The organism is Paenibacillus sp. FSL M7-1414, from assembly GCF_038003195.1.
GTDB classification, from domain to species: Bacteria; Bacillota; Bacilli; order Paenibacillales; family Paenibacillaceae; genus Paenibacillus; species Paenibacillus amylolyticus.
Genome location: NZ_JBBOOS010000001.1, coordinates 5419515 through 5440607, shown reverse-complemented (window position 1 = coordinate 5440607; position 21093 = coordinate 5419515). Strand labels below are relative to the sequence as shown.

At 46.0% G+C, this 21093-nt stretch carries 17 protein-coding genes; 16 read left to right on the top strand and 1 reads right to left on the bottom strand.

Annotated features, from left to right (window positions below; genetic code table 11):
- Window positions 1–37: 37 nt before the first annotated feature.
- Window positions 38–2446, top strand: a complete 2409-nt coding sequence (recJ, locus tag MHH92_RS23745) for a single-stranded-DNA-specific exonuclease RecJ (protein WP_036616889.1) — start codon at window positions 38–40, stop codon at window positions 2444–2446.
- 37 nt (window positions 2447–2483) lie between these two features.
- Window positions 2484–2999 (top strand): adenine phosphoribosyltransferase, encoded by a 516-nt coding sequence (locus tag MHH92_RS23740; RefSeq protein ID WP_091020472.1) that lies wholly within the window; start codon window positions 2484–2486, stop codon window positions 2997–2999.
- A gap of 164 nt (window positions 3000–3163) precedes the next feature.
- Here MHH92_RS23740 and uraA read toward each other — a convergent pair whose 3' ends face one another.
- On the bottom strand, window positions 3164–4480 hold the full coding sequence (gene uraA, locus MHH92_RS23735; protein ID WP_340906770.1) for a uracil permease: 1317 nt from the start codon (window positions 4478–4480) through the stop codon (window positions 3164–3166).
- A gap of 373 nt (window positions 4481–4853) precedes the next feature.
- Here uraA and MHH92_RS23730 point away from each other — a divergent pair, with 373 nt between their 5' ends.
- The 14 genes from MHH92_RS23730 to MHH92_RS23665 all read left to right on the top strand — a co-directional run bounded on the left by MHH92_RS23730 (window position 4854) and on the right by MHH92_RS23665 (window position 21057).
- On the top strand, window positions 4854–7031 hold the full coding sequence (locus MHH92_RS23730; RefSeq protein ID WP_211082497.1) for a RelA/SpoT family protein: 2178 nt from the start codon (window positions 4854–4856) through the stop codon (window positions 7029–7031).
- A gap of 12 nt (window positions 7032–7043) precedes the next feature.
- Window positions 7044–7505 carry a D-aminoacyl-tRNA deacylase gene (dtd, locus tag MHH92_RS23725; protein WP_340906768.1) on the top strand — a complete coding sequence of 154 codons (462 nt, stop codon included), beginning with the start codon at window positions 7044–7046 and terminating at the stop codon, window positions 7503–7505.
- Window positions 7506–7581: 76 nt separating this feature from the next.
- Entirely contained in the window at window positions 7582–7749 is a 168-nt protein-coding gene (locus tag MHH92_RS23720; protein ID WP_017686784.1) for a hypothetical protein, read from the top strand.
- Between the two features lie 266 nt (window positions 7750–8015).
- A complete protein-coding gene (locus tag MHH92_RS23715) occupies window positions 8016–8522 on the top strand; it encodes a type 1 glutamine amidotransferase domain-containing protein (RefSeq protein ID WP_036616900.1) in 507 nt (168 codons plus the stop codon).
- Window positions 8523–8626: 104 nt separating this feature from the next.
- Window positions 8627–9073, top strand: a complete 447-nt coding sequence (locus MHH92_RS23710) for a hypothetical protein (protein WP_036616903.1) — start codon at window positions 8627–8629, stop codon at window positions 9071–9073.
- Between the two features lie 631 nt (window positions 9074–9704).
- Window positions 9705–10973 (top strand): SEC-C metal-binding domain-containing protein, encoded by a 1269-nt coding sequence (locus MHH92_RS23705; protein ID WP_340906767.1) that lies wholly within the window; start codon window positions 9705–9707, stop codon window positions 10971–10973.
- 784 nt (window positions 10974–11757) lie between these two features.
- Window positions 11758–13011 carry a histidine--tRNA ligase gene (gene hisS / locus MHH92_RS23700; RefSeq protein ID WP_036674544.1) on the top strand — a complete coding sequence of 418 codons (1254 nt, stop codon included), beginning with the start codon at window positions 11758–11760 and terminating at the stop codon, window positions 13009–13011.
- Between the two features lie 213 nt (window positions 13012–13224).
- Complete coding sequence (gene aspS, locus MHH92_RS23695; RefSeq protein WP_076329184.1) at window positions 13225–15003, top strand: aspartate--tRNA ligase; 1779 nt, start codon at window positions 13225–13227, stop codon at window positions 15001–15003.
- Window positions 15004–15021: 18 nt separating this feature from the next.
- Window positions 15022–15780 carry a tRNA threonylcarbamoyladenosine dehydratase gene (locus MHH92_RS23690; protein WP_091020457.1) on the top strand — a complete coding sequence of 253 codons (759 nt, stop codon included), beginning with the start codon at window positions 15022–15024 and terminating at the stop codon, window positions 15778–15780.
- Between the two features lie 245 nt (window positions 15781–16025).
- Window positions 16026–17324 (top strand): NCS2 family permease, encoded by a 1299-nt coding sequence (locus MHH92_RS23685; protein ID WP_127551056.1) that lies wholly within the window; start codon window positions 16026–16028, stop codon window positions 17322–17324.
- Window positions 17325–17397: 73 nt separating this feature from the next.
- Window positions 17398–19197 (top strand): ABC transporter ATP-binding protein, encoded by a 1800-nt coding sequence (locus MHH92_RS23680; protein ID WP_340906763.1) that lies wholly within the window; start codon window positions 17398–17400, stop codon window positions 19195–19197.
- Window positions 19198–19348: 151 nt separating this feature from the next.
- Entirely contained in the window at window positions 19349–20014 is a 666-nt protein-coding gene (locus MHH92_RS23675; RefSeq protein ID WP_340906761.1) for a TetR/AcrR family transcriptional regulator, read from the top strand.
- Between the two features lie 36 nt (window positions 20015–20050).
- Window positions 20051–20842 carry a DUF4097 family beta strand repeat-containing protein gene (locus tag MHH92_RS23670; RefSeq protein WP_340906760.1) on the top strand — a complete coding sequence of 264 codons (792 nt, stop codon included), beginning with the start codon at window positions 20051–20053 and terminating at the stop codon, window positions 20840–20842.
- A gap of 44 nt (window positions 20843–20886) precedes the next feature.
- Window positions 20887–21057 carry a hypothetical protein gene (locus tag MHH92_RS23665; protein ID WP_340906759.1) on the top strand — a complete coding sequence of 57 codons (171 nt, stop codon included), beginning with the start codon at window positions 20887–20889 and terminating at the stop codon, window positions 21055–21057.
- The last annotated feature ends 36 nt before the right edge of the window (window positions 21058–21093 follow it).

The window sequence follows — 21093 nt, the reverse complement described above, 5'->3', positions numbered from 1 at the left end:
AGCGCGGGTCCAGTAGATCAGGAAAGGAGCGTTATCATTGCTTTATTCGCAATACCGGTGGAATACACCGAATATCGATTTGGAGGCGGCTGCGGGACTCTCGCAGGCGCTTTCCGTTTCACCCCTTGTTGGACGTTTGCTTGTGAGTCGAGGAGTGCACAATGAGAAGGAGGCCGAACGTTTTTTGCATCCTGACCTGAATCAGATGCATGATCCCTATCTGCTCCTTGGCATGAATGAAGCTGTGCCACGTATCAAGCTGGCATTGGAGCGGGAAGAACATATTTTGATCTACGGGGATTATGACGCTGATGGCGTATCCAGCACATCGCTCATGATCCATTTGATGCGTCATCTTGGAGCTTCGTACGATATATATATCCCTCATCGCTCGAATGAAGGGTATGGATTGCACAACCATGCATTGGATTGGGCCCATCAACAAGGCGTTTCATTGATTATTACCGTGGACACCGGAATCAGTGCTGTTGAACAGATTGCCTATGCGGCCACGCTGGGCATCGAAGTCATTGTGACAGATCACCACGAGCCGCCTGAAATTTTGCCCGAAGCCTTTACACTTATTAATCCGAAACTTCCAGGATGCCCGTATCCTTTTAAAGGTTTGGCAGGAGCGGGAGTAGCCTTGAAGCTCGCTCAGGCATTAATCGGGGAAGTGCCCGGTGAATGGATGGAGATTGCCGCCATCGGCACCGTTGCCGATCTGATGCCTTTGGAAGGGGAGAACCGGGTTATCGTCAGTTATGGAATAGAATCGATGCGTGGTTCACGTCTTCCCGGTGTAAGTGCATTGCTGGAAATCAGTGGTGTGGATCAGAGTCAGGTGACTTCGATTAATATTGCCTTTGCCATGGCACCTCGTATTAATGCCAGTGGACGTTTGGATCATGCAGGACGAGCGGTGTCGCTGCTCACAACTGAGAATCTGGATGAAGCTCATACGCTAGCCGGTCAGCTTGATCTATTGAATCGGGAGCGGCAGCAAGTCGTAGAGGGCATATTACAAGAAGCAACGGCACAGTTGGAACAAAAGATACAGCTTCGTTCAGGATCCGTTCCAGATGTAATCGTATTGGCTGGTGAGGGCTGGAACGTCGGAGTGGTTGGTATTGTGGCTTCCAAATTACTGGAACGTTATTACCGACCTACACTTATCCTTGGGATCGATCCAGAGAGCGGTGTCTGCAAGGGCTCTGCGCGCTCCATTGAGGGCTTGGATATCTATCAGGCACTCACAGTCAATAAACACACTATGGACCACTACGGGGGACACCCTGCAGCAGCAGGTATGACCTTGCATCGGGAACAGCTGGAAGAACTTGAGGCTGGTTTGAATGAGTTTGCTGCATCTGTATTAACTGAAGAGGACTTTGTACCTCAACGTCTTGCGGATGATGAATGCAGAATCAGTGATGTTCCGCTGAAAGTGATCCAGGAGATCGACAGATTGCAGCCTTTTGGGATGAGCAATCCTTCGCCACGGTTTGTATTGAGAAGTGTGACTGTGAAGGAAACCAGAACAATGGGACGAGAGAAACGCCATCTGAAACTGGTTCTGGAACAGGATGGTCAGCAACTGGAAACCGTTGCTTTTGGCAAGGGAGCGTTAGCAGAGTTCCTTCTCCCAGGTTCCGTTATTGATGTGATGGGAGAACTGTCCATCAATGAATGGAATGGGATGAGAAAACCTCAATTGATGCTTCAGGACATTCATGTTCCTCAGGTCCAAGTGTTTGATTTGCGCGGTAATGCCGAGCCATTAAATGCGATGAAACATTTCTTGAGCTCACTTGAGGTGCATCTGCGATATAAATCTGGTTCTGTTGGTGCTATTGTTCGGAAAGAAACAGATGTTTCCGAGGGAAATTCATTGTATGAACCTTGCCTTTGGGTATATGATAGAAAGGTCGGGTTATTTCCGTGTAATGCTGCTGCACAGCATTATGGACAGGAACAAGTCCGGACGTTATTTGTGTTTGATACGCCGGAAACCCCGGAACAACTTAATGCCATGCTGGCTTTGTTCAGTGGAGCTGAGAATATCATCCTTTTGCACGGATCAGGCAACCGCCGAGATCGCCTTCAGATGCCTTCCAGAGAACTCTTTAAGCGTATTTATATGCAGGTGTTGAAATGGAAAGCTGAACCCGTGGAGGAACAAGAGATTACTCCTGTGCTCAGTCGTCAGTGTGGTTGTTCGCCGCGCATGATTACGATGATGTTGGATGTATTCGAAGAGTTATCCTTCATTACCCGTGATAACGGCAAAATTGCGTTTGTGGATAACCCGCCTAAGCGTGAACTAACCGCTTCACGTCACTATCAGGCGCTCGAAAATATGGCCGAGATAGAACAGGTGATGCTGGATGCAGCCACACCGCAACTGACACAATGGATGATATCCCGGATGAAGGGCGTATCTTAGATGGAAGTTTGTGTATTTATTTTAGGAGGAGATTATTTTGGATTTTAAAGATTATATTCGTGTCATCCCTGACTTTCCACAACCGGGAATCAGCTTTAAGGACATTACAACATTGTTGAAGGATGGAGAAATGTACCGCAATGCGATCAATGAACTGAAAGTGATGGTTTCTGATCTCAAAATTGACGTTATTGCTGGACCTGAAGCACGTGGTTTCGTTGTGGGCGCCCCTCTGGCATACGCTCTTGGTGTCGGTTTTGCTCCGATTCGCAAAAGTGGAAAACTGCCTGGAGAGACGATTGAAGTTGGTTATGATCTCGAGTATGGCAAGGATACACTCGCGATGCACACAGATGCGATTGAAAAAGGTCAAAATGTCCTGATCGCAGATGATCTGCTCGCAACGGGTGGAACGATTGCAACTTCCATCAACTTGATTGAACAATTGGGTGGGAACGTTGTTGGTGCTGCATTCCTGATCGAGCTGTCTGATCTGAATGGTCGTGCTAAATTGCCTGAGAAAATCGATGTATTCACATTGATGAACTACTAAGTTTAAAATCTCCACTTGTAATGTTGATATTAAAAACGTGAATTGATTTTCCCTTTTCCCGGGAAATAATATACAGCATTAATGATTATAAAAAAGCCTGTTCTATCCAGCCGTTAAGGCTGGATAGAACAGGCTTTTTTTGATTTATATACGGTACGGTGAAATTAATCGGGCGTTTTTTCAGTGATAGGCTGTTTACGCGAATCGTCATTCAACCAACCTAGCACTTCAAACAGTTTGAACAACAAGCTCATCAGAATTCCGACGATGGTTGCCAGTGCCATCCCTTTCAGATGAATACCGTAGAAGGTAACTTCTGTACCACTTAGCCCAATGACCAGTACAAGTGTAGTAAGTAGCAGATTGGTCGGTTTGGCAAAATCGACTTTCTGTTCAACCAGAATACGCAGACCAGACGCTGCAATAACCCCGAACAGAAGTAGGGATACGCCACCCATAACGGGCACAGGAATATTGGCTACAAGCGCCGAGAATGTTCCTGAGAAGGAGAGTACGATTGCAATGACTGCTGCGCCACCAATGACATATGTGGAGTATACGCGAGTCAGGGCCATTACACCGATGTTCTCACCATAGGTTGTATTAGGAGTAGATCCTACAAACCCGGACAAAATGGTGGAGACCCCATTACCAAGCAGGGAACGATGAAGCCCAGGGTCTTTCGAAAGATCTTTGCCTACAATGCTGCTCGTTACAAGCAAATGCCCAATATGTTCAACGATAACCACAAGCGCTACAGGTAAAATGGTGAAAATAACGGACCAGTCAAATGTAGGCGTTGTTACGGTTGGAAGTGAGATGAAATCAGCGTTTGCAATAGCTTTTTTTTCAACCAGACCCATAAAATAGCCTAATACATATCCGGATACAATTCCGATTAGAATATGAATAATTTTGGGGAATCCACGGAACGTTACGGCACCAATGACAGTGATACCAAGCGTGGCCATGGATAAAATAATGGGTTTGGCCTGCGGCACCCAGTTCGGGTTAGCAACAGGATCAGAGTTAATCAATCCTGCCATACCAGCTGCAACAGGTACAAGCTCCAGACCGATCAGAGCAACGATGGCACCCATAACCGCTGGTGGGAATACAACGTTAATCCATCCGGTACCCGCAAATTTAATAATGAGGGCCACGAGACAGAAAACAAGTCCTGTTATGATAAAAGCTCCAAGTGCCATGGAGTAGCCATTCTCTGGATGTTGTTTTAATACCATTGTGACAGGTGCAATAAAGGCAAAGCTTGATCCGAGGTATGCAGGAATCTTACCTTTACACATCAGTATGTACAACAATGTTCCAATTCCGTTCATCAGCAGGATCATACTTGGATCGACACCGAACAGGTTCGGTACAAGCACCGTGCTGCCAAACATGGCGAACAAATGCTGAAGGCTAAGCAGTGAACCTGAGCCAAGTGGCATCTTTTGATTAACCTGAATTTCGCGTTGCAATGAATTTCATCTCCTTTTCCGAAACACAAACTTTCAATAGATTACAGAGTTTCTCTTAATTAAGCAATAACATTTTTGACGTAGCAAAGCGATGAAATTTATATTTTCATGAATTTTCCTTCTATTTCAGCAAATAACGGCAATAATACATAAGAAATAAGAAATACATCCAATCCCCTGTGAGGTCTAGGGTTACGGGTTAAGAGTAATTCAGATTACCAATATAAAAATTGGATAAGCGCTCTTATTCGTCAGCAGTTGACGGGAAACGGGCGAAGCGTCATAATTATAGGAAATTACTTTTACGGGGAACCTGTGTTGCAGCACTGTCACGGGTTCCATTTGGTATAGAAAGGACACGGAACAGATCAGAATGGGCATAGAGCAATTACTCGAGAAGGCCGGGGCATATATCAAAGAACCCGATCTGGTGCGCATACGAGAAGCTTACGAATTTGCTGATCAGGCCCACCATGGACAGACGCGAAAATCGGGAGAACCGTATATTCTGCATCCGCTTGCGGTTGCCGACATTGTTGTGAACATGCAGATGGACACCATCTCCATAATAGCAGCGCTTCTTCATGATGTAGTAGAGGATACTACGGTCTCACTTGAAGAGATCCGCAATCATTTCGGCAATACGTGTGCCATGCTTGTTGACGGCTTGACGAAGTTGGAACGTATTCAGTTTCGCTCCAAGGAAGAACAGCAGAACGAGAACTACCGCAAAATGTTCATCGCCATGGCGCAGGACATCCGTGTCATCGTGATTAAATTGGCTGACCGTCTGCATAATATGCGGACACTCAAGTTTCAGTCGGAAGAAAGCCAGCGCCGGATTTCATATGAGACGCTGGAAATTTTCTGTCCGATTGCAAACCGTTTGGGTATCTCTGCAATCAAATGGGAAATGGAGGACATCGCCCTCCGTTATTTGAATCCGCAGCAGTATTACCGAATTGCTAACCTCATGCACAAAAAACGTGCGGAACGGGAGCAATATATTGATACGGTTATGGATGGAATTACGAACAAGCTCGATGAGATGGGAATTCAGGCAGACCTTTCGGGCCGCCCGAAACATATCTACAGCGTGTTCAAGAAAATGACCACCAAGAACAAGCAGTTTAACGAAATTTATGATCTGCTTGCCATTCGTATTATTGTGGATAATATCAAGGATTGTTATGCTACCTTGGGAATTATACACACGCTATGGAAACCGATGCCTGGACGCTTCAAAGACTACATTGCGATGCCAAAGGCGAATATGTATCAATCGCTGCATACAACGGTAGTTGGTCCCAATGGCGAACCAACGGAAGTACAGATCCGGACATGGGATATGCACCGGACTGCTGAATTTGGTATTGCTGCCCACTGGGCCTACAAAGAAGGCGCTGCGAACGGAAATCATTTTGAAGACAAGATTACGTTCTTCCGTGAAATTCTTGAACTTCAAAACGAAGCACAGGATGCATCAGAATTCGTAGAGTCACTCAAAATGGATTTCTTCTCGGATCTGGTATTTGTATTTACGCCAAAAGGAGAAGTCATCGAATTGCCGATCGGCTCTGTACCTTTGGATTTTGCTTATCGCATCCATACGGAGGTTGGTAATCGGACCATTGGTGCCAAAGTGAACGGTCGGATTGTTCCGCTCGATTATCATCTGAAGACAGGTGATATCATCGAAATTTTGACGTCCAAACATTCTTACGGACCGAGCCAGGACTGGATGAAAATTGCGAAATCTTCTCATGCACGAGCGAAGATCAAGCAATGGTTCAAGAAGGAACGCCGTGAAGAAAACGTTGAAAAAGGTCGGGAGAGCTGTGAGCGTGAACTGAAACGCATGGGGCTTGATCCTTCTATGTGGATGACGGATGACAAGTTGATGGAAGCTGCCAAAAAATATGCATTTAACGATATAGATGACATGCTTGCGGCTGTTGGATTCGGTGGGATTACTGCTGCACAGATTGTAACCAAAGCAACCGAAAAACTGCGTAAAGAGCAGGAAGAGTCCAGTTTGCTGGAATTAAATTCCGAGATGCGCGAGCTGAAACCTGCGCCTGAGCGCAGAAATCGTCCAACCAACGGTATTCGTGTTAAAGGCATCGATAATCTGCTTGTTCGATTCGCACGATGCTGTAATCCTGTACCTGGGGATGACATTATCGGATATGTTACACGCGGACGCGGCGTTTCCGTACACCGTAGTGACTGTCCGAATATCCCGACAAGTGCAGACGGTGAAGAAGCAGCACGTGTTATTGAGGTCGAGTGGGAAGAGAATATCGAAGCAAGTTACAGTGTGGATATTGAGATTACAGGCCATGATCGGAATGGCTTGCTCAACGAGGTACTTCAGGCTGTATCTGAAAGTAAAACCAATATATCTGCCGTTACAGGACGGACAGATAAAAATAAATTAGCATTGGTGCACGTCACAATTCTGATTCGTAATACGGATCATCTGCAATCCGTTGTAGAACGGATCAAACGTGTGAAAGATGTCTATTCGGTGCATCGGATTATGCAGTAAGGAGCCTGTAAGATGAGGGTGCTTGTACAACGCTGTAAAGAGGCTCAGGTGACCGTGGGAAACGAGCTGGCAGGTAAGATCGAATCCGGATTAATGCTGCTCGTAGGCATTAATCATGAGGACAACGAGAAGGATGCCCAGTATCTGGCTGACAAAGTTAGTGGGTTGCGGATATTTGAGGATGATCAGGAGAAGATGAATCTCAGTCTGCTTGATGTAGGCGGTGCTGTATTGTCTGTTTCCCAGTTCACCCTATACGGAGATTGTCGCAAAGGAAAGCGTCCGAGCTTTGCGGCTGCGGCCCGACCTGAAGCAGCAGAACTGTTATATGAAACGTTTAATCAACTACTACGGGATAAAGGTATCCAGGTTGAAACCGGGCGTTTCGGAGCGATGATGGATGTAACATTTACCAACTGGGGACCCGTGACTTTGATGCTTGAAAGTCCGGTTCGTCAGGAACCACGTGCATAATTCCATGAGGTTCAGGCCATAATAAGGGATAATTCGTTGATGACCATTTCATGATCAAAGGAGTATCCATCCAATTATGCGCCAATCTGCGAAAGAAACACGTACCCGTTCAGAACCTTTGTTACTCCCTGGCAACCTGTATGAATCATTGCACCTTGCCCGTTCGGCTGCTGAGTATGTTGCAACGATCTGGGCACTTCAGGATTCGGACAAAGGGAAGCAGAGTCATCTTCCGCGATCTTGAATGTTTACACAGGGATATAAACATCCGATATTTGGATTATACAGATTTTGAAAAAGTCCTGATTCCTTCCCGAATCAGGACTTTTTGTCGTGAGTTGATCTTTTTAACTATTCGTTTGAAGACTTCGTTACAAAATGAAATTACATTGAATTGTTATAAATTGCTCTGGTGAGGGTAATAACAAAACGAGGCACAACGAAGTGCCAATGTACTGCAAGACCCGATTTTATAAAGAAAGTTCGAACACGGAAAGGAGAACATACGTTATGAGTAAAGTTGCTTTTTTATTGGCGAATGACTTTGAAGATTCGGAGATGCAGGTCCCGTATGACGAAGTAAAAAAAGCTGGACATGAAGTGGAGATTATCGGATTAAAAGCCGGTGAGACCCTTAAAGGTAAAGGAGGAAAGGCCTCCTATACCACAGATAAGGCGATTGGTGATGCATCCGCTTCAGATTATGATGCAGTCGTGATTCCTGGTGGATCATCCCCTGAGAATTTGCGAAGTGATGCGCATATCTTGAAGTTTGTCACCGAGATCAACAGTGCGAAGAAACCAATTGCTGCGATCTGTCATGGTCCGCAAATTTTGGCTAGTGCCGGTCTGTTGAAAGGCCGTACCATTACATCCTATCCACCACTTAAGGATGATATGGTAAACGCAGGAGCAGAGTTCAAGGATCATGAGGCCGTTGTGGATGGAAACTATATTACATCCCGAACACCTGAAGATGAGCCAGCGTTTGTACGTGAACTGCTAAAAGTTATATAACTTCAGTTAGTGCAACTGACATATATTGATGTATCTTAACTACGTTACATCGTGGGGTTACGAAACTTCACGTTGCATTTCATTCCGAAAAAGGAGGGTTTGACATGACAAAACATATTCAGGCGTATTTTCGAACCGAGGACGAGGCAGAGGGAGCAAGAACTTCACTTCAGACGTTCCGTACAGAGCATTTGGAAGTAGGTCAACTGGACAGTGCGGTAGGTAGAGACACGCGTGTTATGGTGCCACTGGTGCCTTATAATACAGCAGGTGGCGTAGGCACCAACGGAGCAATGGGTGTAGGTGCAGCCCCTGGTGTTCCAGCTAGCGAAAATGTGATCCCTGTAGTAGCCAATGTGGACCGTGATGCAGAACGGGATACTCGTGACAGAGTGAATGAGGATGGAGACCTGCTGAATGCTGCAGATGTGTCTTCGGCCGATTATGATGATCTGCATTATGTTCTGTCTGCCAAAGTAAGAGATGAAGATTATGACGAGATTGTTCATAAGCTTCGTTCCAACCATGCCTATGTGGAAGATTTGAATTAACGTGTAGATACTTCTTGGCCCTTGCACTGCTCGACCACACAGTCGAGTGATGTGCAAGGGCTTTTTAATCAGGAGGATATTAAAAAGCTAATTTATAAAGCGATATCATTTTTGTAATATTACTGTAATATTAGATACATAAGCCTTTAACATAGTGGGCTTATAATAACACACATGACCCCCTTTTTTTATATATCCTTTGAGCCTGCACACCGTGTGCAGGCTATTTTTTTTGAGATGTGAATGTGTATGTTTTGGGCAGAGCTTACCCCTTTATTCAATTTTTGCTAGAATAGAGAGATGGGTTTATATATTCTACAGCGAATTGTTTTCATAGTTGGGCTACATTGGACGGTAAATCTAGCTCCAGCGATTGGGTTCAGACGAATCCAATCCTATGACAGAGAGTATGAGGAACTCATCGCCAGAGTGATCCGTCATATTCCAGATGAACATATACTCGCTGAAACGGCCCCGCCTTTTTTATATAAGTACGGGGCAGCCGTTTCTGCTTGATCGATGGAATTTGAAAGTTATATAGAATGCCTCGTTTGAGAAATGACATCTACAATGCTAAAGCAACAGAGTTCTCATGCGAATGGCTAGAGACAGATTTAAGGGGGAATTAGTTTTGAGTAAGGTTGGAAGAAATGATTTATGCCCATGCGGTAGTGGGAAAAAATATAAGAAATGTTGTCTGAACAAGGAGTCCTCTGCAGTAGAATCCATACTGGGGATAATATCAACGGAGCAACCGGTTCGGGAAGCCTCCATTCAGCCTGAGAGCAAACTGACCTTGACCAAGCTGAAAAAGATGGTGGCAAGCGATTTGAAATGGGAGCATCCGGCTCACGAACAGCTGGCCCTGCAGACTATTGAGAACATGAGGAACCAATACGAGCCAGAGGTAATTTTGGAAGCTCTGGTGTTATGGAACGGCTACTCCCGTCAGACCCGCCCTACTGTGAAGAAGACAGGCTCGTTCTCTGCTGCAATTGAGTATTTGCTGTCCGAGGAATACGGCTTCAATGTCTCAAAGGCTGAGCTGGCTGAGAAATATGAGGTAACGACAGGCACGATCTCCCGGAAGGTTAAGGAGATGAATGGTTACATCGAAGAATACGGCATGGGCGGTGAAACGGACGAGCTATTGATGTTGAACGGTCCAGGCACATCGAAAGACAAAGCACAGGCTCTGCTGTCTAAGGCGAGGGAAGCGAGCTCTTCCAAACGGAGAGTACATCTGGCGGAAACAGCGCTGGAGATGTATCCTGACAGCTCTGATGCGTATCTTATTCTAGCTGAGGAATCGGACAATGAGAATGATGCAAGATCTTACCTCAAGGAAGGAATCGCTGCTGGCAAACGTGAACTGGGCGAACTGTTCTTTGTGGAGAACAAAGGGGACTTCTGGGGGCTTCATGAGACTCGTCCCTATATCCGGATATGCAAAAGTTATGCCGAATCCTGTTGGTTTGGTGGAGATACGAAAGAAGCAGCACAGATCTTGGAGCATATGCTAGAGCTTAATACGGAAGACAATACCGGAGCACGTTACCTGCTCGCTGCTGTGTATTTGTACAGCAACCAATTGGATCAGGCAGAGCAATTGCTGGAGGAGTATGGAAGAGGTGACGCCGCAACGGCCTTTGCCTATGACAAGATCATTCTGGAGTATAAGAAAAACGGAATCACCTCCCAGCTCAAAATGCTGTACCGTGTGGCCCGGGGTGTGAACAAACATGTGCCTGATTACCTGTTGGGTTTGAAACGGCTGCCGCATAACCTCCCTGACTTTGTCGGCATGGGCGACTCCGACGAAGCGATTGAATATGTCATTATGCATTCCCGTTTATGGGCGAGCGCGCCGGATCTGTTGAAGTGGATGCTGCAACAATAGAGGAATAAGAAGCGAATAGAAGTTGGAATTCATATGATGAATCCAGCTTCTATTATCCGTGATTTCTGTCACTCCCCCATCCGGTGCAGCGTGTTAGCAAATTTTTTTTAGAGCTATCTTTTCGTGTTAACCCTTGACTTTAGCACTGCGGTTCATTACAATCAGAAAATAATACGTTGACTATAGTCAATACAAGTCGATTTTTGAACTATATTACTGATTTGATGACGGGACCAAGTACTCCGTGCCCACATGACCAGAGAGGAATCCCCAGGCTGTAAGGATTCTCTTGATGAGCGGACGAATGACTTCCCCGAGAACAGACGGCGAACACAGCAGATATGATCTGTTGACCAGTAGCTGGCCTGCGCAGGACGTGCGTTACACGTAGAGCGGAATATCTGCTGATCACAGTGCCTTATGCAATGTTGAATCATCAGAGATCACCTGAACGGCTAAAGTGTCAGGTTTCCGGAATGTGGGTGGTACCACGGGTGAATGTATATTACACAATCTCTCGTCCCTTTGTTTGCTGTATACACAGCGACAGGGCGAGGGATTTTTTTGTTATATAAGTTGATTTAAAAGAAATACACGAAAACGGAGAGGGCAGAAAAAACCTGTAAAAGCGAAGCGTTCGCCTTTATCACCGGATTTCCACATTATAAAATTAATTCGAAAAATCTGGGGATAACAGCGATTGTAAGGTTGTTCTGCCCGCGCAGTGATCACGTGTAGAATTTTTTAACTTTTAGAGAAAAAAATCAATGCTGGAGGGATCAAGATGGCTTTTCAAAAACCGACTGGAACGCAGGACTTACTGCCTGGAGTTGTCGAGAAATGGCAGTACGTAGAAGAAAAAGCACGAGATCTGTGTCGACGGTTTAATTACCGTGAGATTCGTACACCGATCTTCGAACAGACTTCTTTATTTGTACGCGGTGTAGGAGAGACTACCGATATCGTTGAGAAAGAAATGTATACCTTTGATGACAAAGGCAATCGCAGCATGACTCTTCGTCCGGAGGGAACAGCGGGTGTTGTCCGTGCGTATGTAGAGAATAAAATCTACGGCGAACCGGATGTGAGCAAGCTCTATTACATCGGTCCGATGTTCCGGTACGAGCGTCCGCAGGCAGGCCGTCAGCGTCAGTTCCACCAGTTTGGTGTAGAAGCCATCGGTGCACTGGACCCGGCAATTGATGCGGAAGTGATCGCACTAGGTTACCAGTTGTGTGTCGAGCTAGGCTTGAAGGATGTCAAAGTGGAGATCAACTCCGTTGGTAACTCAACCAGCCGTGCAGAATATCGTGAGACGTTACTTGGATTCCTTAGACCGATGAAAGACAGCCTGTGCAAGGACTGCCAGTCACGCATGGAGCGTAATCCGCTGCGTGTGCTCGACTGCAAAGTCGACCAGGACAAATTTGTAGGGGCACCGTCCATACTGGATAGCCTGGATGAAGAGTCTTTGAATCACTTTGCCAAGCTGCAGGCATACCTGGATGATTTCGGAGTAGATTATGCTGTGAACAATCGTCTGGTACGGGGCTTGGATTATTACACACTGACTGCTTTTGAATTAAAAGCCCAAGGTATTGGAGCAATAGATACGGTTGGCGGCGGTGGTCGGTACAATGGTCTCGTTGGAGATATCGGCGGACCTGATCAGCCAGGCATCGGCTTCGGTATTGGTCTGGAGCGTATTCAATTGATTCTGGAGCACCAAAACATTGAGGTTACTACGCTGGCTCCACTGGATGTGTACTTTGTTGCTCTGGGAGAGGCAGCTGATCGTGAAGTGAACCGTCTGTTGTTCAAACTTCGTCAGTCTGGACTGTCTGGGGAACGTGATTATCTGGGGCGCAAGATGAAAGCACAGATGAAATCAGCTGACCGTTTCAAATCCCGCTACACTGCCATCCTTGGTGATGACGAGCTGGAGCGTGGTGAGATCGCCCTAAAATCGATGGATACGGGTGAGCAACAAACCGTGAAGCTTGATGACCTGGTAGCGACAATTCGCGAAGGTAAATAAGCACGAAGTGTTACATTAAGATCAAAACTTTCGAGTAAAACAATTGATCCGGCAAAAGTACTGTGGTTCACCGACGATTCCAATTAAGCGGAAGTTGGCGAGCCAGAGGTAACATGCCTTTTTGAATACATGGTCTACACGTAACCGGACTGTTGAAGAGCAGGCACTAACTGCCCATACAGAACGGAAATTCACATAATGAGGAGTTTGGTTATGAAAAGAAGTCATCATTGCGGCGCATTAACACCCGCACACATCGGTGAAACAGTAACATTGAACGGTTGGGTTCAGACCCGTCGTGACTTGGGGGGCGTACTCTTCATCGACCTGCGTGATCGCAGCGGGATTGTACAAGTTGTCTTTAACCCGGCTTATTCCGGTGAAGCTCTGCAAATCGCAGATCGCGTACGTAGCGAGTATGTTATCGCTGTAACGGGTAAAGTTGTTAAACGTGATGCTGAAACAGTTAATAAAAACCTGCCTACTGGCGAAATTGAAGTTCAAATTACAGAAATCGAAGTGCTGAACGCAGCTAAAACACCTCCATTCTTCATTGAAGATGGTGTCGAAGTTGATGAATCCCTTCGATTGAAATATCGTTACCTGGACCTGCGTCGTCCGGAAATGTTCGAAACACTGAAACTGCGTTCCAAAGCGTCCAAAGTGTTCCGTGACTACCTGGATGGAGAAGAGTTCGTTGAGGTGGAAACACCAATCCTGACCAAGAGCTCCCCGGAAGGTGCGCGTGATTATCTCGTACCAAGCCGTGTGCATGAAGGTGAATTCTTCGCCTTGCCACAATCCCCACAAATCTACAAACAATTGCTGATGGTGGGTGGCGTTGAGCGTTATTATCAGATCGCTCGTTGTTTCCGGGATGAGGATCTGCGTGCAGACCGTCAACCAGAATTCACTCAAGTCGACATCGAGACTTCTTTCTTGCAACAGGATGACCTGCTGCCAATGATGGAAGAACTGATGGCCAAATTGCTGCGTGAAACCAAAGGTATTGAGCTGGAACTGCCTTTCCAACGGATTACGTATGCAGATGCAATGGGCAAATACGGTTCAGACAAACCAGATCTGCGCTTTGGTATGGAATTGGTTGAAATGAACGATATCGTAGCAAACAGTGGTGTGAAAGTATTTGCTTCTGTCATCGAAAAAGGTGGAGAAGTGAAAGTGCTGAACGCTAAAGGCTGTGGCACATGGAGCCGTAAAGAGATTGATGATCTTGGACCATTTGCTGCACGTTACGGTGCGAAAGGTCTGGCTTGGATTCAAGTGAAAGACGGCGAGTTCAAAGGGCCAATCGTGAAGTTCTTCACGCCTGAAGAAATCGAAGCTGTCAAAGAGCGCACTGGTGCTGAAGATGGCGACTTGCTGCTCTTCTCCGCAGACACGAAAAAAGTGGTTGCTGACGTTCTGGGCGCACTGCGTCTGAAAATCGGCCGTCAACTTGGACTGATTGATGACAGCAAATTCAAATTTGCTTGGGTTGTAGACTTCCCACTCCTCGGATATGATGAAGATGCAAAACGTTATGTGGCAGAACACCATCCGTTCACACGTCCAAAAGATGAAGATGTACATCTGTTTGACACAGATCCGGGTGCGATCCGCGCTCAAGCCTATGACCTTGTTCTCAATGGTTATGAAGTAGGTGGCGGTTCGATGCGTATCTACAAACGTGATGTTCAGGAGAAAATGTTTGCTGCCCTTGGACTCTCACCAGAAGTAGCGAATGAGAAATTCGGCTATCTGTTGGAAGCATTCGAATATGGAACTCCACCGCATGGTGGTATTGCCTTTGGTTTGGACCGTCTTGTGATGTTGCTGGCGGGCCGCACGAATCTGCGTGAAACGATTGCCTTCCCGAAAACGGCAAGTGCAACGGATCTGCTCATGAATGCACCTTCCGAAGTGGATGACTCTCAATTGGAACAACTTCACATCCGCGTAGCCCGTAAACCGGTAGCGGAAAAGAAATAAAGGAGGCATCGATTCTCAATGCTCCATCAATTTTCAAGAACAGAACTTGCGATCGGACCTGAAGGTCTGGATGCATTAAAGAATAGTACAGTCGCTGTGCTCGGTATTGGCGGCGTAGGTGGAATTGCTGTAGAAGCTCTTGCCCGTAGCGGCGTTGGGCGCATTATCCTGATTGATAAAGACGTCGTGGACATCACCAATATTAACCGCCAGATTCATGCGCTGACCACGACAGTAGGGCAGAAAAAAGCGGACCTGATGGTGGAACGTGTGAAACTGATCAATCCGGAATGTGATGCGATTGCCCTGAATATGTTTTACACGGAAGAAACGTATGAGGAATTGTTCAAATATGAACTGGATTATGTGCTGGATGCATCCGATACGATTATCTATAAAATCCATCTCATTAAAGAGTGCCTAAAACGTAAAATTCCGATGATTTCCAGCATGGGTGCGGCGAATAAAATGGATCCAACGAAATTCCAGGTTGCGGATATTTCGAAAACGACCATGGACCCGATTGCCCGTGTTGTACGTACGACACTTCGTAAAGACGGCATCAAAAAAGGTGTGAAAGTGGTCTTCTCGACTGAAAAGCCGATGAAACCGCGCGAGGACGTAACACAGAAAATCGTTCCGGAGAATGCTCCGGAAATTCGTAAGGCTAAACAGCCACCTGCGAGTAACTCATTTGTGCCTCCGGTAGCCGGACTGATTATGGTCAGTGTTGCGATTAAGGATTTGTTAGAAATTGCAGAGAACAAACAGCAGTAACATGCTGCCAACTGAAGAAGCGTGGATGCCGATAGGGCATCTGCGCTTTTTTGTGTGATCATACTTCGCAAGAGAGGAGCGGATGGGACGTCCAATCTTCTATGATAGCCGAACTGTATTCCTAGATAAATGTCAGAGTTACGTCATGTACTTCAAAGTCAAAACCGTGTATGATATTCACTGCTGCGCGAAATGATGATACATACATAATGAATTTGCGGCTACAGAGAGGGGAATAGAACGAAATGAAACACGGATGGATGACCAGACGTCTTGGCATGGAGCCAGGAGACCAGTGGAAAAAGGAAGTTGTGGCGGGAGCCATTTCCTATTTTGCCGTGGTCTATATCGTTATGGTCAATGCTACAATTCTTTCCGATGCCGGGATGCCCTTGCAGGCGGCCATGGTTGGAACCCTGCTGACGTCCATTGCAGGCTGTTTGCTCATGGCATTTGGCGGAAAATCACCGATTATCGTGGTACCCGGAATGGGGATTAATGCATTTTTTACGTATACACTTGTACATTCCATGAAATTGAGCTGGCAAGAGGCGCTGGCCGTTGTAACCGTTACAGGTGTACTGTTTGCTATTGTTGCGTTTACGTCACTATACAAAATGATCAGCGAAGCAATCCCGAAAAATCTGCAGCATGGCATTACGGTCGGGATTGGTTTGTTTCTGACATTTATCGGTTTGCAAAAAAGTGGAATCGTTATCGCACATCAGACCACGTTTGTTGCGATTGGGCATTTCAATGATCCCAATGTCATTACAGCCTGCGTTACGCTGGTGCTTGCCTTGATTTTATTTATACGTAACGTACAGGGTGGACTTCTGATCAGTATTCTGGTCGGGACAGGTCTTGCCTATGTACTTGGAGCAGTGAACCCGGGTGAGTCCGTATCAGCGATGGATGCATTGCGTCAATACGGCGGCTTGTTTGGCGAATTGTCTTTGATGAAGCTGGCTGATGTCGCGTTCTGGATCGCGGTATTTTTGCTACTGCTAATAGTGGTGTTCGAAAATATCGGATTAATTACGGCTCAGACACAGATGATTGGTCGTCCAGAGCGGTTCAAAGGAAGTCTACGCGCACTATCCATTAGTACCGTATTGGCAGGCGTATTCGGAAGCAGCCCTCCAGTTGCTGCAGCCGAGACTACAGCCGGAATTGCAGCAGGCGGTCGCACAGGTTTGACTCCGCTCGTTACAGCCGTGTTATTCGGAGCTACTTTTTTCTTCATCCCGCTCCTCGGTTACATTCCGGACAGTGCAATTGCGCCCATTTTGATCATTATTGGTGGCCTGATGGTACAAGGTGTGAAAGATATGGATTTTGGTGACTTCACAGAGGCATTTCCAGCATTTCTGATCATGGTCATGATTCCATTTACATATAGCATCGTGGACGGTATGGCGTTTGGATTTATTGCCTATCCATTAGCGAAGCTGGCAGCAGGTCAAGGTAAACAGGTGCCTGTGGTCATGTATGGCATTTCCATCCTCTTTTTAGCCAACTTTGTGTTGCATGGAGTTTTGTAATAACAAAAGGCAACGTCATGTAAGTTCATACGTATGATCTCTGGTGAGCAGATGGAGAACGGGAGGAACGGGAATGGAAGAGCAGCAACAAGCAGGGCAGAATGAACCGAAGGTAGGAAAAAAGGGATTTAAGGACTTCGTCAAGCTTATCGCCTCCACGAACCCGCCAAAACTGATCTTGATTCTGGCCCTCATCTTAACCCTGATTCAAACAACAGCCGGACTGATCGTGCCATTGATGACCAAAGGTCTGATTGATGGATTAACCACTTCGGCATTGAACAAATCTGTTATTTTGTTATTGCTTGGGGCATTTGTGATTCAGGCGATTGCCTCGGGTATTAGCATTTATATGTTAAATTACGCCGGACAACGGGTGGTCGCAACACTTCGCACCAAGCTGTGGAACAAGGTATTGTCGCTGCGAATGCCGTATTTCGATCGGAATCGTACAGGCGATACGATGAGCCGGATTACGAATGATACAAGCCAGATCATGACGTTGATCGCGGATTATCTGGTTTCCTTTGTATCCAACATCGTTGCTGTTGTGGGTGGCGTGGCATTACTATTTTACTTGGATTGGGTGATGTCGCTCATTATTCTGAGTCTGGTGCCGCTTACGCTGTTGATTCTGTTGCCGGTCGGGAAGAAAATGTACAAGATCTCCAAGAAGCAGCAGGATGAGATGGCTGGTCTTACGTCCGTGCTCAGTCAGGTTATTGGCGAGATCCGTTTGGTGAAAGCTTACGGAACGGAGAAACAGGAAGTGGAAGCAGGAGATTCCCGGATTCGTAAAATGTTTGCTTTTGGCTTGCAGGAAGCGCGCATTCTTGCTCTGATCGGTCCTTTGTTTACATTTGTCATGACTGCCGTTCTAGTCGTTATTCTGGGTGTGGGGGGAATGCGCGTAGCGTCTGGACTGTTGTCGCCTGGTGAACTGGTTGCGTTCATTTTACTGTTGTTCCAGGTCATTATGCCAATGGGACAATTCACGACGTTATACTCTCGTTTGCAAAAAGTCGTAGGTGCAACGGAGCGCATACAAGCGATCCTTGCCGATGAGGAAGAGCCACATGACAGCACTAAGGTAGCGCCAAAAGGAAATGAGACGATTGCATTCCATGATGTACATTTTTCCTATGTTACAGGTGAGGAAGTGTTGCACGGAATCAATTTGACGGTACCTACACAAAAAGTGACAGCCATTGTCGGTCCAAGCGGTAGCGGCAAATCAACACTGTTCTCTTTGATGGAGCAGTTTTATATGCCCGATTCAGGCCATATTTCATATGGGGGACAAGCCATAACAGATTATTCTTTGGCCTCCTGGCGCAGCAAGATTGGGTATGTATCTCAGGAAAGTCCACTTATGGCGGGTACGATCAAAGACAACATCACGTACGGATTAGGTCGTGAGGCCACGATGGATGAGATCCGGCGAGCTGCTGAGATGGCCTATTCTGCCGACTTTATCGACAAGCTGCCACAGGGCTATGACACGGAAGTGGGCGAGAGGGGAATCAAGTTATCCGGGGGCCAACGTCAGCGGATTGCTATTGCTCGTGCCTTACTGCGCAGTCCGGATATTCTTATGTTGGATGAAGCGACATCCAGTCTGGACAGCACCTCGGAGTATGAAGTACAGCAAGCATTGTCCAATCTGATGGAAGGAAGAACTACGATCGTGATCGCGCACCGATTGTCCACAGTGGTGGATTCCGATCAGATTGTTGTATTGGAGCATGGGCATGTTACCGGAACAGGAACTCATACGGAATTAATTAGCAATCATCCGGTATACCGTGAATTAGCGCAGAAACAGTTTGTGGCACAGGAAGGCAATGCAACTACAGTACAAAACGAAGAGTAATTCTCATTAATGCAGGATCTCCATTGAAATACCCATGAGGTATTTCAACGGAGATCCTTTTTGCTCATCCTTTAAATTCCTCATATTTACAATAAGACCAACATACTCTATATTATAGATACCGACCGTTGGTATGTATAAGGAGGAACTTATGGCCAGAAATAAATATCCTGAGCAGACACTGGACCTGATTCTGACTGTCTCAACTCAAATGTTTACCGAAAAGGGATATGAAAAGACCAGTATTCAAGACATTATAGATGAATTAGGTATGTCCAAAGGTGCAATATATCATCATTTCAAATCCAAGGAGGATATCCTTAGTGCTGTGATGGAGAAGGAGCTTGGGCGGGCAGAAGAAATGTTTATGGAACTCATCCAGAACACGCATGCTCCGAATGCCAGGCAGAAGCTCATCAGTATTTTGGAAAATATTATCGTTGATCCTGGAATCCAGTCCAACTCAATTGATCAGGTTCTAAGCACTCAGATCAAGAATCCGCAGTTTGTTCTTGGAGGGATCAGAAAAGGTGTTCTGAAGGATGCACGAATTATTTCCAATATTATGGAACAAGGCAAGGAAGATGGGTCCATTTCAGTCGAATATCCGCTGGAGTGTGCTGAAATCTTCATGTTGCTCGTTAATATCTGGATTAACCCTCTTCTTTTTGGCAGAGATCAGGAGCAGACATTGGAAAGGCTTAAGTTTTTGCAACACATGATGAAGCTCTTGGGAGCAGATATCGTTAGCGAACAGCTCATTCAGCGAATTACGAATCGCCATGCCAGCACAGGAGGCTATGCGGAGGCGGAATAAACATATACCTGATTGTTTGAAATGGAGAGGGAAAAGATGTTGAAAAGTAGTGAGCTTGCCATATGCAAGAGCATAGACATTGATCAACCCATTCATGATATACAGTTAAATTGGTTGTCAGGAGATATCAGAGTTCTTCCGAGTGTGGATGAACTGATTCACGTTATGCAATATGCGGATGCGTGCTTTTCCAAGCGAAGGCTGATGCAAGTTAACATACGAGGGGATACCTTAAGCATTGTGGACGGGAGAAAAAGGAGAGGCCTCGTTGGAATAAATATTGCTAGAACAGCATTGGAGATTCAGCTTCCTGATCGGGTTTTTGATCGTATTTTACTAAACTCCACAGGAGGACAACTCCGGTTGAATCGGCTTCTGGCCACTCGCTGTCAATGTAAGATCACCTCAGGTAGTGTAGACCTATCAGGGAGGATGGATGAGCTTGAACTGTGCGCATTGGCATCGATAGTGAAAGGGCAGCACCTTAGTGCAGATAAATTCAATCTTCAATCCAGTTCAGCCAAGATCGACATATCAGGGGAATTCCGTCACTTGCAGTATACAACTACAGGCAGAGGATTGAATATGGATTGTCTCAAGATGCCGGAGAGCTTGCATTCCGTATCCACAGGATCAAAAGTAGTGGTTTCCATTCCAGATAACGAAGGTTTCCGAATTTTACTTAAAAGAAGATCAGGAGCGTTAAAAAGCGAATTTGATTTGACTCCCCTTCATGGGGACAGCAACTGTCTAATACACAAAAGTGGAAAAAGTGAATTCCAAGTGGATATTCGAGGAGGAGCTTTTCATCTAAAATCCAGGAAATGAGAGACTGTTCGTGTGTACTGAAAACAAAGGGGGCGGTAGGTATAATGGCTGGTTGGATTTTAGGGATTAGTTTTTCCACCATCGTACTGCTAATCGGGATTTACGGCGCATTAAACAGCAGGCGCAGGCTGGCCAGAAACAAGTGGGCCTGGTGGTTTATTCTGTTTGGTTGTTGTGCGCTTGTCAGTGCCATCATTAATTATCAATTCAGATGAGCCTCATATATTACAAAAGTAAGCCTACAAAAACGG

What these genes read in the sequence shown, in the direction of transcription:
- MHH92_RS23730 (WP_211082497.1), top strand. Translation starts at nt 4,854, where the DNA reads ATGGGCATAGAGCAATTACTCGAGAAGGCCGGGGCATATATCAAAGAA.
- dtd (WP_340906768.1), top strand. Translation starts at nt 7,044, where the DNA reads ATGAGGGTGCTTGTACAACGCTGTAAAGAGGCTCAGGTGACCGTGGGA.
- MHH92_RS23720 (WP_017686784.1), top strand. Translation starts at nt 7,582, where the DNA reads ATGCGCCAATCTGCGAAAGAAACACGTACCCGTTCAGAACCTTTGTTA.
- MHH92_RS23715 (WP_036616900.1), top strand. Translation starts at nt 8,016, where the DNA reads ATGAGTAAAGTTGCTTTTTTATTGGCGAATGACTTTGAAGATTCGGAG.
- MHH92_RS23710 (WP_036616903.1), top strand. Translation starts at nt 8,627, where the DNA reads ATGACAAAACATATTCAGGCGTATTTTCGAACCGAGGACGAGGCAGAG.
- hisS (WP_036674544.1), top strand. Translation starts at nt 11,758, where the DNA reads ATGGCTTTTCAAAAACCGACTGGAACGCAGGACTTACTGCCTGGAGTT.
- aspS (WP_076329184.1), top strand. Translation starts at nt 13,225, where the DNA reads ATGAAAAGAAGTCATCATTGCGGCGCATTAACACCCGCACACATCGGT.
- MHH92_RS23690 (WP_091020457.1), top strand. Translation starts at nt 15,022, where the DNA reads ATGCTCCATCAATTTTCAAGAACAGAACTTGCGATCGGACCTGAAGGT.
- MHH92_RS23685 (WP_127551056.1), top strand. Translation starts at nt 16,026, where the DNA reads ATGAAACACGGATGGATGACCAGACGTCTTGGCATGGAGCCAGGAGAC.
- MHH92_RS23680 (WP_340906763.1), top strand. Translation starts at nt 17,398, where the DNA reads ATGGAAGAGCAGCAACAAGCAGGGCAGAATGAACCGAAGGTAGGAAAA.
- MHH92_RS23675 (WP_340906761.1), top strand. Translation starts at nt 19,349, where the DNA reads ATGGCCAGAAATAAATATCCTGAGCAGACACTGGACCTGATTCTGACT.
- MHH92_RS23670 (WP_340906760.1), top strand. Translation starts at nt 20,051, where the DNA reads ATGTTGAAAAGTAGTGAGCTTGCCATATGCAAGAGCATAGACATTGAT.
- MHH92_RS23665 (WP_340906759.1), top strand. Translation starts at nt 20,887, where the DNA reads ATGGCTGGTTGGATTTTAGGGATTAGTTTTTCCACCATCGTACTGCTA.